This is a genomic window from Stenotrophomonas sp. STEN014 (genome assembly GCF_056760315.1).
The window spans coordinates 242,720-260,178 of sequence record NZ_JBRREN010000001.1 but is presented as its reverse complement, the minus strand read 5'-3'; the positions used below and the strand labels follow the sequence as shown (position 1 = coordinate 260,178).

14 protein-coding genes are annotated in these 17,459 nt (G+C 67.5%); 8 read left to right on the top strand and 6 right to left on the bottom strand.

Annotated elements, in window-relative coordinates:
- Nucleotides 1-126 precede the first annotated feature (126 nt).
- Complete coding sequence (locus tag ACVOMC_RS00985) at nucleotides 127-1,140, top strand: chorismate transformation FkbO/Hyg5 family protein (protein ID WP_481522486.1); 1,014 nt, start codon at nucleotides 127-129, stop codon at nucleotides 1,138-1,140.
- 33 nt (nucleotides 1,141-1,173) lie between these two features.
- Here ACVOMC_RS00985 and ACVOMC_RS00980 read toward each other — a convergent pair whose 3' ends face one another.
- The 3 genes from ACVOMC_RS00980 to ACVOMC_RS00970 all read right to left on the bottom strand — a co-directional run bounded on the left by ACVOMC_RS00980 (nucleotide 1,174) and on the right by ACVOMC_RS00970 (nucleotide 5,047).
- Nucleotides 1,174-2,520 (bottom strand): AMP-binding protein, encoded by a 1,347-nt coding sequence (locus tag ACVOMC_RS00980; RefSeq protein WP_481522485.1) that lies wholly within the window; start codon nucleotides 2,518-2,520, stop codon nucleotides 1,174-1,176.
- Between the two features lie 117 nt (nucleotides 2,521-2,637).
- Nucleotides 2,638-3,651, bottom strand: a complete 1,014-nt coding sequence (cydB, locus tag ACVOMC_RS00975; RefSeq protein ID WP_481522484.1) for a cytochrome d ubiquinol oxidase subunit II — start codon at nucleotides 3,649-3,651, stop codon at nucleotides 2,638-2,640.
- A 1-nt stretch (nucleotide 3,652) separates the two neighbouring features.
- Nucleotides 3,653-5,047: a cytochrome ubiquinol oxidase subunit I gene (locus tag ACVOMC_RS00970; RefSeq protein ID WP_481522483.1), complete on the bottom strand. Its 1,395-nt coding sequence runs from the start codon at nucleotides 5,045-5,047 to the stop codon at nucleotides 3,653-3,655.
- Between the two features lie 240 nt (nucleotides 5,048-5,287).
- Between ACVOMC_RS00970 and ACVOMC_RS00965 the strand changes: the two genes are divergently transcribed.
- The 4 genes from ACVOMC_RS00965 (at nucleotide 5,288) to hemF (ending at nucleotide 9,806) form a co-directional block, all read left to right on the top strand.
- A complete protein-coding gene (locus tag ACVOMC_RS00965) occupies nucleotides 5,288-7,654 on the top strand; it encodes a S9 family peptidase (RefSeq protein WP_481522482.1) in 2,367 nt (788 codons plus the stop codon).
- Nucleotides 7,655-7,748: 94 nt separating this feature from the next.
- Nucleotides 7,749-8,186, top strand: a complete 438-nt coding sequence (locus ACVOMC_RS00960) for an NUDIX hydrolase (protein WP_481522481.1) — start codon at nucleotides 7,749-7,751, stop codon at nucleotides 8,184-8,186.
- Nucleotides 8,187-8,227: 41 nt separating this feature from the next.
- Nucleotides 8,228-8,806, top strand: coding sequence for a hypothetical protein (locus tag ACVOMC_RS00955; RefSeq protein ID WP_481522480.1), 579 nt, complete (start codon nucleotides 8,228-8,230; stop codon nucleotides 8,804-8,806).
- A 97-nt stretch (nucleotides 8,807-8,903) separates the two neighbouring features.
- Nucleotides 8,904-9,806 carry an oxygen-dependent coproporphyrinogen oxidase gene (gene hemF, locus ACVOMC_RS00950; RefSeq protein WP_481522479.1) on the top strand — a complete coding sequence of 301 codons (903 nt, stop codon included), beginning with the start codon at nucleotides 8,904-8,906 and terminating at the stop codon, nucleotides 9,804-9,806.
- A gap of 3 nt (nucleotides 9,807-9,809) precedes the next feature.
- On the opposite strand, the gene ACVOMC_RS00945 is transcribed toward hemF, so the two are convergent.
- Together ACVOMC_RS00945 and polA are read right to left on the bottom strand one after the other, a co-directional pair.
- On the bottom strand, nucleotides 9,810-10,292 hold the full coding sequence (locus ACVOMC_RS00945; RefSeq protein WP_481522478.1) for a DUF421 domain-containing protein: 483 nt from the start codon (nucleotides 10,290-10,292) through the stop codon (nucleotides 9,810-9,812).
- Nucleotides 10,293-10,669: 377 nt separating this feature from the next.
- On the bottom strand, nucleotides 10,670-13,438 hold the full coding sequence (polA, locus tag ACVOMC_RS00940; RefSeq protein ID WP_481522477.1) for a DNA polymerase I: 2,769 nt from the start codon (nucleotides 13,436-13,438) through the stop codon (nucleotides 10,670-10,672).
- An 85-nt stretch (nucleotides 13,439-13,523) separates the two neighbouring features.
- Between polA and ACVOMC_RS00935 the strand changes: the two genes are divergently transcribed.
- Together ACVOMC_RS00935 and ACVOMC_RS00930 are read left to right on the top strand one after the other, a co-directional pair.
- A complete protein-coding gene (locus ACVOMC_RS00935) occupies nucleotides 13,524-13,808 on the top strand; it encodes a DUF2782 domain-containing protein (RefSeq protein WP_054660491.1) in 285 nt (94 codons plus the stop codon).
- A gap of 79 nt (nucleotides 13,809-13,887) precedes the next feature.
- Entirely contained in the window at nucleotides 13,888-14,163 is a 276-nt protein-coding gene (locus ACVOMC_RS00930; RefSeq protein WP_054660489.1) for a hypothetical protein, read from the top strand.
- 159 nt (nucleotides 14,164-14,322) lie between these two features.
- Here ACVOMC_RS00930 and ACVOMC_RS00925 read toward each other — a convergent pair whose 3' ends face one another.
- Nucleotides 14,323-14,772, bottom strand: coding sequence for a universal stress protein (locus ACVOMC_RS00925; RefSeq protein WP_481522476.1), 450 nt, complete (start codon nucleotides 14,770-14,772; stop codon nucleotides 14,323-14,325).
- A gap of 177 nt (nucleotides 14,773-14,949) precedes the next feature.
- On the opposite strand from ACVOMC_RS00925, the gene ACVOMC_RS00920 reads away from it, so the two are divergent.
- The gene (locus tag ACVOMC_RS00920) at nucleotides 14,950-17,448 is read left to right on the top strand and encodes a mechanosensitive ion channel domain-containing protein (protein WP_481522475.1); all 2,499 of its coding nucleotides are present in this window, start codon (nucleotides 14,950-14,952) and stop codon (nucleotides 17,446-17,448) included.
- The last annotated feature ends 11 nt before the right edge of the window (nucleotides 17,449-17,459 follow it).

Sequence of the window (17,459 nt, the reverse complement as noted above, 5' to 3'; positions counted from 1 at the left end):
CATCCCGGTTACACCGAATGTCCAGCGCATGATGTTTCCAGCACCACCCCCGTTGCCGCCTACCCCGTCCGGCCTTGCCCGCAACACCACGCCGGTCACCGCATGTGCGTGTTCCGGTAGCGCACCATGAGCGCCCATGCGGCGGTGACGTCCGCGTTGGCCGCATTGACCGTCGACTATGTGCCGGCCGCGCAGCTGCCGCTGTTGCTGGCCGATCCGCAGGTGCTGGCCATCTTCGCCTTTCATGCCGGCCGCGACGCGCCGGCCAGTGACGATCCGCGTTATCTGCAGGTAGGCCTGCAGGCCCATGGTGAACCGCAGCTGGAAGTGTGGCGCAGCCGCGCGCCGGTGCGCAGCGGACGCGACGCGAACGGCCTGGCCTGGGCCAGCGATGGCGCGCTGCTGTTTGGCGCCATGCAGATCGATGAGGCTACCGCCGGCGGCATCCTGGAAGCCTCGCAGCAGGCCTACGCGCAGATGCTTGCCGCGCTGCCGCAGCACGGTTACCCGCATCTGCTGCGGATCTGGAATTACTTCGATGCCATCACCGAAGGCGACGGTGACCAGGAGCGTTATCGACAATTCTGCATCGGCCGCGCCCGCGGCCTCGGCACGGTTGATCCGACCACCCTGCCGGCGGCCACCGCGATCGGCCGGGTGGATGGCGTACGGGTACTGCAGGTCTACTGGCTGGCCGCCCGCGAACCGGGCATTCCACTGGAGAACCCGCGTCAGGTCAGCGCCTACCGCTATCCGCGCCAGTACGGGCCGCAGCCCCCCAGTTTCGCCCGCGCCATGCTGGCCGCGCCCGGCAGTGCGCTGCCCTTGCTGCTGTCCGGGACCGCCAGCGTGGTCGGACACCAGACCCTGCACGCCGACTGCACCGCCCTCCAGCTGCAGGAAACATTCGCCAACTTCACCGCGTTGATCGACGCGGCGCGCCAGCATGTCCCCGCGCTGCCGCCACAGTTCGGCGCCGGAAGCCGGCTCAAGGTCTATGTGCGCGACGGTGACGAGCTGGCGCAGGTGCAACAACAGCTGTCACAGCATCTGGAGGCGCAGGTGCCGCGGTTGCTGCTGCATGCAACGGTGTGCCGCCGCGACCTGCGCGTGGAGATCGACGGCGTCCACGGCGGCTGAGCCGGCGGCGCAAAAGGCCCGGCGCTGCGGGGCTCAGTGGCCCAGCAGCGCCAGCAGCGCATCGCGCGGCAGCTTGCCGGTCTCGTTGCGCGGCAGCGCCTCGACCTTGCGCAAAGGCCGCGGCAGGAACACCGGATCCATCAGCGGACGCAGCTCCTGCAGCAGCTCGGCCACCTCGCGCTGCGGGGCCACCACCAGCGCGGCGATGCGACCCACCGTATGTCCCGGTTCCGGCGCCAGCTGCAGCACCACCGCATCCTCGACCCCCTCGAGCGCCTGCAGTTTGCGGGTCAGGTCGCCCAGCGAGGCGCGCTTGCCGGCGATTTCCAGCAGATCGGCCCGTCGCCCGCGCAGCACGAAGCGGTCGCCGGGCAGCAGCTCCACCAGATCGGCCAGCAACACCGGCGTGGCCAGGTGCGGGGCATGGATGCGGGTGCCATCGGGCTGCGGTTCCAGCCAGACTCCCGGCAGCAGTTGCCAGGCGGTCTCGCGGGCGGTGCGGCGGCGGGCGAAGATGCAGGTTTCGGTGGAGCCGAACACCTCGCGCACCTCGGTGTGGAAACGCTGCTCGGCGGCGGCGGCCAGTTCCTGCGGCAGCGGGGCGGTGGCGGTGACGATCCCGGCCAGTGGCGGCAGCGCCACGCCCGATTCGACCAGCGCCTTCAGGTGCACCGGGGTGGTCACCAGCAGCCGCGGCGCCGGCACCGTGGCCAGTGCCTGCGCCACATCCTGCGGAAAGAACGGGCGCCCGGCCTGCAGCGTGGCCGGTGCCAGCAACGGCAGCAGCACCGACATCTCCATGCCGTACATGTGCTGCGGCGGCACCGTGGCCACCAGCGAGGGCTGCGCCGGCCCCCACAGGTCCTGCAGCGCCTGCAGGTTCTGCGCGGTACTGGTCAGGAACGAGCCCCAGGTCTTGGGATTGGCGCCGGGTACACCGGTGCTGCCGGAAGTGAAGCCGATCGCCACCAGCTGCTGCTCGGCCAGCTGCGGCACCGGTCCGGCCAGCTGCGGCAGCTCGGCCGGCAGCACATGGCAGTCGGGCGGCAGCCGCTCCGGCGCGGCATCGCCCACGCAATAGGTCTGTGCATAGCGCTGCCGCACATCGGCCACCACCGCCGGGGCACGCGAGGACGGCAGCAGATTCACCTGGCCGCGCAGTGCGATCGCGCAGAACGCCACCAGGAAACGGTAGCGGTCTTCACACAGATTGACCGCATGCCGGCCCGCCGGCAGTTGCGCCGCGACCCCGCGAACCTGCGCCAGGAAGGTTGCCAGCGTCACCGGTCCGCTGCCGAGCACCGCCAATGGCCGGTCGCTGGGGCCGGTGGCAAGTGGATGGACGGCGCGGGAGGAAGCTGCTTCGGGGGCAACGGGCATACGACAACCACGACCTCGGCTGGGCGAATGGACGACCGGCCGCACCGGGGCGCGGACAACCGGCGGCTAGCTTGGCGGCGGCTTGCCCGGCTGGCAAGCCGCACGCGCCGTGCCGGGTCAGTGGTAGCCCATCTCGGCGGTGACCTTGCCGCGGAACACGCGGTAGGACCACACCGTATAGCCCAGGATCACCGGCAGCAGCAGCGCCAGTCCGACCATGCTGAAACCCAGCGACGTGGCCGGCGCGGCGGCCTGCCACAGCGTCATCGTCGGCGGCAGCAGGTACGGCCACATGCCCAGCACCAGGCCGAGGAAGCCCAGCACGAACAGCGCCAGGGTCAGCAGGAACGGCGGCAGGTCGCGGCGCGGGTGCATCGCGCTGCGCCACAGCGCCACCGCCACCGCCAGCGTCAGCAGCGGCACCGGTGACAGCCACCAGAAGTTGCCGTCGCTGAACCAGCGTTCCATCACCCGCGACTGCAGGAACGGCAGCCAGGTGCTGACCAGGCCCATGAACACGAGCACCGCCACCATCAATGGCCGCGTCAGCGAACGCGCCAGCGCCTGCTCCCGGCCGCCGGTCTTGAGGATCAACCAGGTGCTGCCCAGCAACGCATAGCCGGTGACCACCGCCACCCCGGTCAGCATCGAAAACGGGCTGAACCAGCCGAACGCACCGCCGACATAGCGCCCGTCCTGCATCTTCAAACCTTCCACCAGCGCGCCCAGAATCACGCCCTGCGCGAAGGCGGCCAGCAGCGAGCCCAGTGCGAAGGACACGCTCCACAGCCGACGCGAACGCTGCGCCTTGAAGCGGAACTCGAACGCCACGCCACGGAACACCAGCGCCATCACCAGCAGCAGCACCGGCAGATACAGCGCCGACAGCAGCGCCGCATAGGCCTTGGGAAAGGCGGTCATCAACCCGGCGCCGCCGAGCACCAGCCAGGTTTCGTTGCCGTCCCAGATCGGCGCGGCGGTGTTCATCATCACATCCAGCTGCGGCTCGTCCTCGGCGAACGGCGCCAGGATGCCGATGCCGAGCACGAAGCCGTCCAGCACCACGTACATCAGCACGCCAAAACCGATCACCGCGAACCACGCCACCGTCAACACGGTTGCCATGTCCATCTCAGCGCCCCTCCAGCGGTTCATCGGCGCCGGACAGCGGCCGCGCCGGTGTATGCGTGCCGTCATCGCGCGGCGGCTGTTCATGCGGCGCCGGGCCGGAACGCAGGATCTTGGCCAGGTACCAGGTGCCCCAACCGAACACGAACAGATAGCCGATGACGTAGACCGCCAGCGACAGCGCGGTCATCCACGCGCTGTGCGGCCCGACCGCATCGGCCGTGCGCAGCACGCCATACACCACCCACGGCTGCCGGCCCATCTCGGTGACGAACCAGCCGGCCACCAGCGCGATGAAACCGCTGGGCAGCATCCAGTGCCAGCCGCGCAGCAGCCATGTGGACTGCAGCAGGCGTCCACGCCACAGCTGGAAGGCCGAGATCCAGGCCACCAGCAGCATCAGCGTGCCGATCCCGACCATGATGCGGAACGCGTAGAACACCGGCACCACCGGCGGCCGCTCGCTGGCCGGCACCGAGCTCAGCGGCGCAAAGGTGCCATCCAGGCTGTGGGTGAGGATCACGCTGCCCAGCTTGGGAATGGCGATCTCGTAATCGTTGCGTTCTTCTTTTTCGTTGGGCACGGCGAACACCACCAGCGGCACACCCTCACCGGGCGGGGTGTCATGCCAGTGCGCTTCCATCGCGGCGATTTTCATCGGCTGGTGCTTGAGCGTGTTCAGGCCGTGCATGTCGCCGACGAAGATCTGCACCGGCACCGTGAGCGCGGCGAAGGCGACGGCGGCCACCAGCATCTTGCGGCCGGCTTCCAGGTGCACACCACGGCGCAGATACCAGGCCCCGACGCCGCCGATGACGAAACAGGTGGTGATGAACGAGCCCAGCGCCATGTGCGCCAGCCGGTACGGGAAGGACGGGTTGAACACCACCTGCCACCAGTCCTGCGGATGCACGATGCCGTCGATGATCGTGTAGCCGGCCGGGGTGTGCAGCCAGCTGTTGGAGGACAGGATCCAGAACGTGGAAAACAGCGTGCCCAGCGCCACCATGCAGGTGGAGAAAAAATGCAGCCGCGGTGAGACCCGGTCCCAGCCGAACAGCATCACCCCCAGGAAACTGGCCTCCAGGAAGAACGCGGTGAGCACTTCGTAAGTGAGCAATGGCCCGATCACGGTACCGGCCACTTCGCTCAGGCGTGGCCAGTTGGTGCCGAACTGGAAGGCCATGACGATGCCGCTGACCACGCCCATGCCAAAGGACACGGCGAAGATCTTCTGCCAGAAGAAGAACAGCTCGCGCCAGACCGGATTGCGGGTGCGCAGCCAGCGCCATTCGACGAAGGCCAGCCAGCTGGCCGTGCCGATGGTGAAGGCCGGAAACAGCACATGGAAACTGACAACGAACCCGAACTGGATCCTGGATAACAGCAGCGCGTCCACAGCGCTTCTCCGCACGACGTGTAATTGGGGCAATTCTGGTCCGGTATTGGTTAAGAACGGATGTGACCGGTTGTCGCAGTGCGTCAAACTGCCGCAGCGGCACGGCGGCCCGGTCGGCTCTCCGCACGGCTTGCCGGTTCCGGCCTCCGGCGCGCCGGTTGCCGCGCCCATGACCTGTGGCCCAGCCCGGGCGCAGGCCGGACTGCTAGGCTTGTGCGGTTTTCTTTCCCGGTATCCGCAATGCCCAGACTCCTGCCGCTGTCCCTGCTGTTGTTGGCCGCTTTCGGCAACGCCCACGCCGCGCCCACGCCGATCACCATCGAACAGGCCATGGCCGACCCGGACTGGATCGGCCCGCCGGTGGAATCGGCGTGGTGGTCATGGAACGGGCAGCAGGTGGAGTACACGCTCAAGCGCCCGGGCAGCGCGGTACGCGACAGCTTCCGCCTGCCGCTGGCCGGCGGCGTCGCCCAGCAGGTGGCGGACGACCAGCGCGGCACGCTGGATGCGGCCAACCGCGTCTATGACGGCAGCCGCCAGCGCATGGCGTTCGTGCGCAATGGCGATGTGTTCGTGCGCGATCTGCGCAACGGCACCCTGAGCCAGATCACCCGCAGCAACGAACGCGCCAGTGGTGTCAATTTCGCCAGCGATGGCGGTGTGATCTGGAAAGTGGGCAACAACTGGTTCCACTGGAACCCGCGCAGCGGGGTGACCAGCCAGGTGGCCCAGCTCAAGGCCGAGAAGAATCCGGCCGACGCGCCCAAGGCCGATGTGCTGCGCGACCAGCAGCTGCGCACCCTGTCCACGCTGCGCAGCGACCGCGCCCAGCGCGAGGAACTGCGCGAGCAGGGCGAGCGCTGGCGCCAGGCCGATCCGACCCGCGCGCCGGCGCCGATCTTCCTCGGCGCCGAGGTCGAGATCGTCGACAGTGTGCTCTCGCCCGATGCGCGCCACCTGATCGTGGTGACCAAGCCCAAGGGCTATGAGGAAGGCCGCGGCGGCAAGATGCCGCTGTACGTGACCGAGTCCGGCTATGAGGAAGCCGAAGACACCCGCACCCGCGTGGGTCGCAACAATCCCGAGCCGCACGCGTTCTGGCTGGCCGACGCCGCCACCGGCAAGGTCCAGGCGCTGTCACTGGATGATCTGCCCGGCATCGCCACCGACCCGCTGGCCGCGCTGCGCAAGAAGGCCGGCAAGGACCCGCTCAAGGGCAACCGTCCGCTGGAAGTGATGAGCGAGTTCATGGGCGGCGGTATCCGCTGGAATGCCGACGGCAGCCAGGCGGCAATCATGCTGCGCGCCAACGACAACAAGGACCGCTGGATCGCCACCACCAGCGCCACCCGCGCCAAACTGGAAAGCCGCCATCGCCTGACAGACGCCGGCTGGATCAACTGGGGCTTCAACGATTACGGCTGGATGCCCGATGGCCGCACGCTGTGGCTGCTGTCTGAAGAATCGGGCTACTCGCACCTGTACACGCAAAGTGGCAGTGGCAAGCCCAAAGCGATCACATCGGGCAACTGGGAAGCCTCGGCACCGGTACTCAGCGCCGACGGCAGCAGCTTCTACTTCCTGTGCAACCAGAAATGGCCCGGCGACTACGAAGTGTGCAACGTCAACGCCAACGGCGGTGCCGTGCGCGAAGTGACCGCGCTCGATGGCGTGGAAGACTTCAGCCTGTCACCGGATGGCGGGCAGCTGCTGGTGCGGTATTCGGCACCCTACCTGCCGGCGCAGATCGCCGTGCTGCCGAGCAGCGGCGGCGAAGCACGCAAGCTCACCGACACCCGCAGCGCCGCCTTCAAGGCCCGCGAATGGGTGCAGCCGCAGATGGTGCAGGTGCCGTCCAAGCACGGCGCCGGCCATATCTGGGCCAAGTACTACGGCCCGGAGAAGCTCGAAGCGGGCAGGCAGTATCCGATCGCCATGTTCGTGCACGGTGCCGGCTACCTGCAGAACGTGCATGCGCGCTATTCCAACTACTTCCGCGAGCAGATGTTCCACAACCTGCTGGTGCAGCAGGGCTACATCGTGCTGGACATGGATTACCGCGGCAGCGAGGGCTATGGCCGCAACTGGCGTACGGCCATCTACCGCAACATGGGCCATCCGGAGCTGGAGGACTACCTGGACGGCCTGGACTGGCTGGTCGAGACCAAGCAGGGCGACCGCGACCGCGCCGGCATCTACGGCGGCTCCTATGGCGGCTTCATGACCTACATGGCGCTGTTCCGTTCGCCGGGCACCTTCAAGGCCGGCGCCGCGCTGCGCCCGGTCGGCGACTGGCACCAGTACAACCACGCCTACACCGCCAACATCCTCAACACCCCGGACATCGACCCGGAGGCCTACCGCATCTCCTCGCCGATCGAATACGCCGAAGGCCTGCAGGACCAGCTGCTGATCGCGCACGGCATGATGGATGACAACGTGTTCTTCCAGGACTCGGTCAACATGAGCCAGAAGCTGATCGAGCTGCACAAGGACACCTGGTCGATCGCGCCCTACCCGCTGGAACGCCACGGCTACACCCGCGCCGACTCCTGGCTGGACCAGTACAAGCGCATCTACAAGCTGTTCGAGCAGGAACTGAAGTAAACAGAAGGGCGCCGCACGGCGCCCTTTTTCCCGAGGATGGCGGCGTCCTGGAAACAGCGCCCGCCACCAATTCCACCGCCCATGGAGTCTCGCCGTGTCCCCGTCCGATTCCCCGATCCGCATCGTCACTGCGGTGATCCTCGATGACGCCGGCCGCGTGCTGGTGGTCCGCAAGCACGGCTCGGACACCTTCATCCAGCCCGGCGGCAAGCGCGAACCCGGCGAGGAGGCGTTGCAGACGCTGGCCCGCGAGCTGCACGAGGAACTGGGCGTGAGGCTGCGACCGGACGGTGCACAGGCCCTGGGCGTGTTCGAGGAGACTGCGGTCAACGAACCCGGCCGGCGCGTGCAAGGCGAAGCATGGCGGGTGCGGGTCGAGGGTACGCCGCAGGTGCAGGCCGAGATTGCCGAGCTGGCGTGGATTCCATTGCAGCCCCCGCATGGCGTACGTCTGGCGCCACTGAGCGCCCGCCATATCCTGCCGGCCGCCGCCGTGCTGGCGGGTGCGCCCGGGACTGGGCAAGCCGGCTGAACCGGGCGATAGTTCGGGCTCTTCCACCTTGCCCGGCCCGCGTGAACCCGCCCGACCTTCCCCCTGCCCGCCCCCCACGCGATGCGGCCACCGGCTTCATCGATGTCACCGCCAAGCTGTCGCTGCTGATGGCGGCGCTGTCCATTGTCTGGAGCCTGCTGCAGCTGCTGGCCGTCGGCCTTCTGCAACACCTGGACGTGGCCGGCTGGCTGCAGCAGCAGGCCCTCCCGGTTCCGGCAGCGGTGCAGTGGGCCGCGCAGCACCTGCTGGGCCTGTCACTGTTGCTGCTGCTGGCCTCGCTGGCGTTTCTGGGGGTGTCCTGGGGCCTGCTCAAACGCCGCGAGTGGGGCCGCATCGGGTTCATCGTGTTTGCGCTGCTGGTGGCAGTGGCCAATTTCGCCTTCCTGCCGCTGGTCCAGGACATGTTCAACAGCATGTACCTGATCATGCCGGCCGAGCTGCTCGATTCACCGCAAGGCCAGGAGCTGCGTGCACAAGTGCGCCTGAGCCAGTGGACCACCCTGCTGACCGCTGCCGTCACCGCCGTGGCCATCGCCGTACTGCATGGCTGGCTGGTGATCAAGCTGCAGCGTGTGGACGTCCGCAGGCAGTTCCGCTGAGCGCGGCAGCGGCACGATACCGGCAACCCCCGCAGCACGCCGCCGCTCCGTACCCGCCCGGCACGGCGGCACCGCAGGCCTGCGCTAAAGTACGCACATGAATGAATTCGACCGCGTACGCGACTACCTGACCGGCCTGCAGGACCGCATCTGCAGCACCATTGAACAGGCCGATGGCCAGGCGCGCTTCATTGAAGACCGCTGGCAGCGCGCCGAAGGCGGCGGTGGCCGCACCCGCATCCTGCGCGAAGGTGCGGTGTTCGAGCAGGCCGGTATCGGTTTTTCCGATGTCGCCGGCACCCGCCTGCCGCCGTCGGCCTCGGCCAACCGCCCGGAACTGGCCGGCGCCTCCTGGCGCGCGTGCGGCGTGTCGCTGGTGTTCCATCCGCGCAACCCGTACTTGCCCACCACCCACGCCAATGTGCGCTATTTCCACGCCGAGCGTGATGGGCAGAAGGTCGCCGCATGGTTCGGCGGCGGCTTCGACCTGACCCCGTTCTACCCGTTCGACGAAGACGTGCACCACTGGCACACGGTCGCACGCGACCTGTGCAAACCCTACGGCGCGGAGCGCTACGAGCAGCACAAGCGCTGGTGCGACGACTACTTCTTCCTCAAGCACCGCAATGAGACACGCGGCATCGGCGGCCTGTTCTTCGACGACCTGCATGACAATTTCGACACCGACTTCGCCTACCTGCGCGCGGTCGGCGACGGTTTCCTCGACGCCTATCTGCCGATCGTGGAGCGGCGCAAGCACACGCCTTATGGCGAGCGCGAACGCGAGTTCCAGCTGTACCGGCGCGGCCGCTATGTCGAGTTCAACCTGGTCTACGACCGCGGCACGCTGTTCGGCCTGCAGAGCGGCGGCCGCAGTGAAAGCATCCTGATGAGCCTGCCGCCACGGGTACGCTGGGAGTACGGCTTCCAGCCGGAGCCCGGCAGCGATGAAGCGCGCCTGGCGGACTATCTGGTGCCACGCGACTGGCTGGGCGCCTGACCGTCAACGCGACTCCGGGCGCTGGATGATGGCGATACGGCCGTTGGTTTCCAGCAGCGCCACTTCGACATCCTCCAGCGCCGCGCAACCGGCCTCACGCATGGCCTGCTCGAAATCGGCCTTGCTGACCAGCTCGCGCCTGAGCACGCCCCGCAGCACCCGGCCATGGCGGGCCAGCACCACCGGCTCGCCTTCGATCACCTTTTCCGCCCATGGACTGCGCGCGCTGATCCAGCCCACCCCATAATTCAATGCGATCAGCGTGGCCGCCAGCAGCAGCCCGCCACCGAGCGAGGTGTCCTGGCCCAGCAACGCGTTCTGCACCGCATTGCCCAGCAGCACGATCAACAGCATGTCGAACGGTGTGAACTGGCCCAGCGCGCGTTTTCCGGCCAGACGCACCATCACCAGCACCACGGCATAGACGATCACCGCGCGCAGCACGAATTCCCACCACGGCATCGCCAGTGCGAACAACTCGGACATCTCCCCGACTCCCACGACACGTTAGCCATCGATGCTCGCCCAGCGGCAATCAACGGCATGCGAGGGTGTGATGCCCCAAATAAAAAGCCCCGCCGACCAGGGGGGGGTCGACGGGGCCGGGGAGCGGGCATTTGGGGAGTAATCCCCGCTCCGAGATCTGCTCCAGGGGATGGGAGAGATCCGCGACAGACATTGCGTCTGCCGGGGACTATATGAGCATTCCCAACATTGATGGTTCGTGAAGAATTGCGCTGAAAACCGTGGTGATTAAGGGGTTATTCATCCGAAAACGCCCTGGCGAAAAGTGAATGCGTCGCACGATATGCAACGTTCCATTCGCATCACCAAATCACCCCACTCAGCGCCCAATCCCCAGGTCAGTGCGCCTCATCCCAGTTGTCGCCGATTCCGCAATCCACCACCAGCGGCACGCGCAGGCTGGCCGCCGCACACATCCGTGCCACCACTTCTCTGCGCAGCGTGTCGATGAAATCGGCATCGGCCTCGAATACCAATTCATCGTGGACCTGCAGGATCATCAGCGCACGCTCGCGGTGATCGGCCAGCCACGCATCCACGCTGACCATCGCCCGCTTGATGATGTCCGCCGCGGTGCCCTGCATCGGTGCATTGATCGCGGCGCGCTCGGCGCCGGCACGCAGGCCCTGGTTGCGGGCGTGGATATCGTTCAGGTACAGCCGGCGACCGAACAGCGTCTCCACATAACCCTGTTCACGTGCCTGCACGCGCATGCGCTCCATGAAGTCGCGGACCGCCGGATACCGGCTGAAATACAGCGACACATAATCCTGCGCCTGGCCGCGATCGATGCCCAGGTTCTTGGCCAGCCCAAACGCACTCATGCCGTACATCAGACCGAAGTTGATCGCCTTGGCGGCGCGGCGCTCGTTGGCGGTCACTTCGTCCAGCGCGCGACCGAACACTTCAGCCGCCGTCGCGCGGTGCACGTCGGCGCCCTGCTCGAACGCACGCACCAGACCCGGATCCTCGGACAGGTGGGCCATGATCCGCAGCTCGATCTGCGAGTAGTCGCAGGCCATCAGCTTGCGTCCCGGCGGCGCTACAAAGGCCTTGCGGATACGACGGCCGTCATCGGTGCGCACCGGGATGTTCTGCAGGTTGGGATCGGACGAGGACAGGCGGCCGGTCGCCGCACCGGACTGGTGGTAGCTGGTGTGGACGCGGCCGGTCTGCGGATTGACCATTTCCGGCAGCTTGTCGGTGTAGGTGCTGCGCAGCTTGGCCAGCCCGCGGTATTCCAGGATCACCCGCGGCAGCTCGTGCTGCTCGGCGATCGCTTCGAGTGCTTCTTCGTTGGTGGACGGCTGGCCCTTGGGGGTTTTCACCAGCGCCGGCAGGCCCAGCTCGTCGAACAGCACGGCCTGCAGCTGCTTGGGCGAATCCAGGTTGAAGGTATGGCCGGCCAGCTCGGTGGCCTTCTGCTGCGCGGCCAGCATGCGGGCGGACAGGTCACTGCTCTGCCGCTTCAGTTCGACCGCGTCGATGCGCACGCCATTGGCCTCGATCCGCGCCAGCACCGGCACCAGCGGCATCTCGATCTGGCGGTAGACCTTTTCCAGCGCCGGTTCAGCCGCCAGCTGTGGCGCCAGCACCCGGTGCAGGCGCAGGGTGATATCGGCATCTTCGGCGGCATAGCTGCCGGCCTCGTCGATACCGACCTGCGCGAAGGAGATCTGCTTGACCCCCTTGCCGGCCACCTCCTCGAACTTGGTGGTGGTGTAACCCAGGTAGCGCTGCGCCAGCGAATCCATGTCGTGGCGGGTGGCGGTGGAGTTGAGCACGAAACTTTCCAGCATCGTGTCGTCGGCATAACCCTGCACATCGACACCGTGACGGCGCAGCACGTGGATGTCGTACTTGCCGTGCTGGCCGAGCTTCTTCTTGCTGGCGTCTTCCAGCAGCGGCCTGAGCGCATCCAGCACCTGCTGCATCGGCAGCTGCGCCGGCGCCCCCGGATAGAGATGGCCGACCGGAATATACGCGCCCTTGCCAACCTCCACCGCCAGGCTGATACCGACCAGGTTGGCGCGCATCGCGTCCAGCGCGTCGGTCTCGGTATCGAAGGCGAATTCGTCGGCGGCCTGCAGACGTTGGACCCAGGCCTGCAGCTGTTCCGTGGTGAACACCGTCTCGTACTCGCCCTTGGCCGCCATGGCCGGATCCAGGCCGCTCACCGGCGCGCTGTCGGCCGCCCTGGCATAGCCGGCGGCGGTGCCGCGCAGGCTGGGCTTGCTGTCGGCGGCCACTTCCGGCGCGGCAACGCCGCCCAGTTCGCGCAGCGCCTGGGTGAAGCCATAGCGCGCGTACAGCTCGCGCAACGACTCCGCATGCTGCTCGCGCAGCTTCAGGTCGCGCGGGCCCTGTTCCAGCGGCACATCGGTGCGGATGGTGACCAGCTCGCGGTTCAGCGCCAGCCGCGGCAGCGCGGCGCGCAGGTTTTCGCCGATCTTGCCCTTCATACCCGGGGCGGCGGCAATCACGCCCTCCAGGTCGTTGTACTCGGCCAGCCACTTGGCGGCGGTCTTGGGACCGCACTTCTCCACGCCAGGCACGTTGTCGACGGTGTCGCCCATCAGCGCCAGGTAGTCGACGATCTGCGTGGCACGCACGCCGAACTTGTCCATCACCGCGGCATCGGAATCGGTGCGGCTGCCGGTCATGGTGTTGACCAGCACCACGCCCGGTCGCACCAGCTGGGCAAAGTCCTTGTCGCCGGTGGAGATGGTCACTTCCAGCCCGTCGGCAGCAGCCTGCAGCGCCAGGGTGCCGATCACGTCATCGGCTTCCACACCTGGCACGCGCAGGATGTCGATGCCCAGCGCCTGCACGATGTCGCACATCGGCTGCACCTGCGCGCGCAGGTCGTCGGGCATCGGCGGCCGGTTGGCCTTGTAGTCGGCATACAGCTCGTCGCGGAAGGTCTTGCCCGGCGCATCGACCACGAAGGCGACGTATTCGGGCTTTTCCTTCAAGGTGGCGCGCAGCATGTTGACCACGCCGAACAGGGCCCCGGTGGGCTCGCCAGCGGCGTTGGACAGGGGCGGCAGCGCATGGAACGCGCGGTACAGGTAACTGGACCCGTCAATCAGGACTAATCTGCTCATGCGGCGATTCTACGCGGCACGCCCGCACCGGCGGCGCCATGGACAGCGCATAATCGAGACCACAACCTGGCGCTCGGAGCCCTTCATGAAAAACCTGATGCTGTTTTCCCTGTTGGCACTGGCCGGTTGCGCCAGCAGCGGCACGCGCGGCGATGCGCCCGTGGACGTGGCCGGCGCTGACGTCGTGTCGCGCACGCAGGACAACGGCGATCTCGTCGAGGAATACCGCATCCAGGGCCAGCTGCGCATGGTCAAGGTAACCCCGGCACGCGGCGCACCGTATTACATCTACGACCGCAACGGCGACGGTCGCATGGACAGCGACAAGGACGGCGCCTCGCCGGTGTACTGGAAGCTGTACAGCTGGTGATCACCGGCACCGCAACCGGGGGAGGTTGGAACGTGACTTGCTTTGAGCCATGTCCCATCCCCCGCCCCCAGCATCACCCATGAATTCGACTGAACGCCGCCAGCCGCCGACTCCCTCGCCGTCGCAGAACGGGCTCAACCACGCGCAGCAGCAGGCGGTGGAAACCCTGGAGCATTTCGGCTGGCAACTGCGCTTCGTACGCCGCCCGCTGTTCCGCGACGCGGTGCCGGTGCTGTTCGACCGCGACGATGCGCGCTACGTGGTGGTGCAGGCCGATGGCAGCCTGGACGAATCGCAGACCCTGGCACTGCGCGCGCCACGCGAAAACAACATCCTGAACTGGCGCCGCGCGTAACCGGCGCGACCTGCCGCCGCGCATGCGGGTGCAGGCGCCCTACGGCAGATCCCGCTGCACTGTGACCAGATGCGACGCTGTGCGTCGCCAGCAGTGCGATCGCAGGTACACGCCGGATTCGTCCAGTCGTGCCAGCGCAGGGCCGGCACGACGTGAATGTCAGCGGATCACCAGCACCGGCACCGTGCTGCGAGCCAGCACTTCGGCGGTCTGGCTGCCCAGCAGCACGCGCGAGATGCCGCGATGGCCGTGCGAGGTCATCACCAGCAGATCGCTGCCACAGGCCTGGGCAGTGTCGATGATGCCGTCGGCCGCATAGCGGTCCAGTACGTGATGGGTCTTCACATCGGCGACACCGGCGGCCTGGGCGGCCTGCCGCGCCGGCTGCAGGATTTTCTGCGCGGCGTCTTCACGGTCCTGCTTGTACTCCGGTGTGGCTTCATAGCCGGAGCTCCAGCCCATCGCGTCATACATGCCGACCGCCCACGGCTCGGACACGTTGACAATATCCACATGCGCACCCAGCTGCGCGGCCAGTTCCAGGCCCTTGGCCAGGCCCTTGCCGGCAAGCTCGGAACCATCGGTGGCGATCAGAATGCTCTTGTACATGGTCTGCTCCCTGAAAGTACCCGCGGGCGCGGGGACACCACCATGACATACCAGACGTTCAGGTTCCGCCTTGACCCTGATCAAACCGGCGGACGGGTGGCGGAGGCGGTGTTTTCACGGCCGGACCACGCCGGCTCCTATGATCTGACCGCTGACGCCCCCCAACCATGGCTCCGTATGACCCGTGCCGCATCGACCGTTCTGGGACTTGTGCTGGCCCTGGCGCTGCTGCCCTGGGCGGCGGCGCAGGACACTTCCCCGGCGCCCCCTGCCAACGGCGCAGCGGCCACGCCCGCCGCCAGCCCCCGCCCGATCGCGCTGGAGGACATCCCGGCACGGGCGGACACCGACGAGCGCTACGCTGACGAAGTGCTGGTCCGCAGCACCCAGGATCTGCCGATCCAGCGCAGCGCCGAACCGGAACTGCGGGCGATCGAGCAGTCGGTGGATGCCAAGGGCGGGATGTTCGCCTACGCCGAACTCAGACGCCTGCCCGTACTGCGCCTGGAAAGCCTGGAGCGCCACTGGAAGTTCGATGCGCTGCGCTTCAGCCATTGGAAGCAGGAGCTCAGGGCCAGCACCGATCCTTACGCGCGCGATGCCGCCGAGCTGTCCGACCGGCGCGCGTTGTGGGAGGCCACGCGCCGTGCGTATCCGCCCGGGTCGCTGCCGGAGGCGCTGTCACAGCGGATCGATACGGTCATCGCCCGTCTGCGCCAGGCCGAGAACTCGTTGTCCAGCCCGCTGCAGCAGCAGATGGAACTGGGGCGACGCGCCAATCTGCTCGATGCCCGGATCCGCAGCGGCGAACACGCGGTGGCCGCCGCGATCGAGCATATCGATCGCCGCCTGTTGCGGATCGATGCCCCGCCCTTGTGGACAAGCAGCGCCTCGGCCGCGGTCAATGACAGCATGCGCCAGGTACTGCGCAAGGAACTGGCGCTGGAGCTGGAGTTCATGCGCCAGTACGCCGAGGCGGGGCTGGGCAACCAGCGGGCACTGCGCGCCCTGGAAATCGTACTGGTGCCACTGCTGGGCTGGCTGGCGTGGAGGACCCGGCGTACCCCGCAGGTGGATGCGACCACCGCGGCCTCCGCGCACGTGCTGCTGCGCCCGGTGTCGTGCTGGGTACTGCTGTCGATGATCGGGGTGATGGTGCTGGAGCCGGATGCCCCGTTGCTGTTGCACCAGATCACCATGGTCGTGGCATTGATCCCGGTACTGCGCCTGTTACCGGCCCCGGCGCGCGCCCTGCTGGGACCGTGGCCCTATCTGGCCTCCGGCTTCTATCTGCTGCAGCGGCTGGGTTTCTTCCTGCTGGCCAACCACCCGCTGTATCGCTGGTACTACCTGCTGCTGGCCGCGACGATGCTGCTGCTGACCCTGTGGCTGCTGCGGCTGGCCCGTCGGCACACAGCCGATGCCAGCGCGTCGGTACGCACGGCGGCACGGGCGTTGGCGTGGACCGCGGTGGCGCTGCTCAGCGGCTCGATCGTGAGCAATGTGCTGGGCAATGTGTCCATGGCGGTGATGCTGGCCGGCGGCATCATCGATTGCGGCTACATGGCACTGGTGCTGTACGCCGCGCTCGCGGTGTTCTCGGCATTGCTGCGGACCCTACTGGCCCAGCCCGGCCTGCACCACCTGCGGCTGCTGCAGGCGCATCGCGAAAGCCTGGCCGACGGCATCATCCGAGTGATGCGGCTGGGTACCGCGGCGGGGTGGCTGGTGTTCGCCATGGAGCGCTTCCGGGTCTTCCGCCCGCTGTGGTCGCTGGCCCAGTCGGCACTGACGCGCCGGCTCGAATATGGCGAACTGTCACTGAGCCTGGGCGATGTGCTGGTGTTCTTCGTCTCGGTGTTTCTGGCCTTCTGGATCGCCCGCTCGCTGCGACTGGTGCTGCAGGAGGAAGTGCTGGCGCGGATGTCGCTGCCACGCGGTGTGGGCAACAGCGTCGCCTCGCTCAGCTACTACGCGCTGCTGCTGATCGGCCTGCTGCTGGCGTTGTCCGCCGCCGGCTTCAAGGTCGGGCAGCTGACCTTCCTGTTCGGCGCGCTGGGCGTAGGTATCGGGCTGGGCCTGCAGGGCGTGGTCAACAATTTCGTCTCGGGCCTGATCCTGATGTTCGAACGCCCGCTGCAGCCGGGCGATGTCATCGATTTCGACGGCACCAGTGGCCGCGTCCACAACATCGGCATGCGCGCCACCACCTTGAAGACATTCGAGGGCGCCGATGTGGTCATCCCCAACGGCATGCTGCTGTCGGAGAAGCTCACCAACTGGACCCTGCTGGACAGCAGCCGCCGGCTGAGCGTGGACGTGGGCGTGGCCTATGGCAGCGATGTGGCACAGGTGCAGGCGCTGTTGAGCCAGGCCGTCAGCGACACCGCGCATGTGGCGAAATTTCCGCCACCGTCGGTGTTCTTCCTGGGCTTTGGCGCCAGCGCGCTGGACTTCTCGGTGCGCGCCTGGACCCATGACGCGGACAACTGGATGGGTGTGCGCAGCGCACTGGTAGCCAACCTCCATGCGGCGCTGAGCCAGGCGCAGATCGAGATACCGTTCCCGCAGCAGGACCTGCACCTGCGCTCGGTGGACAAGACCGCCGCCGAAGCGCTGTTCCGCCAGGCGACGGGCACCGGCCACCCTGCCGGTACGGACACGCCGCCGGCCTAGGCGCGCGCCGC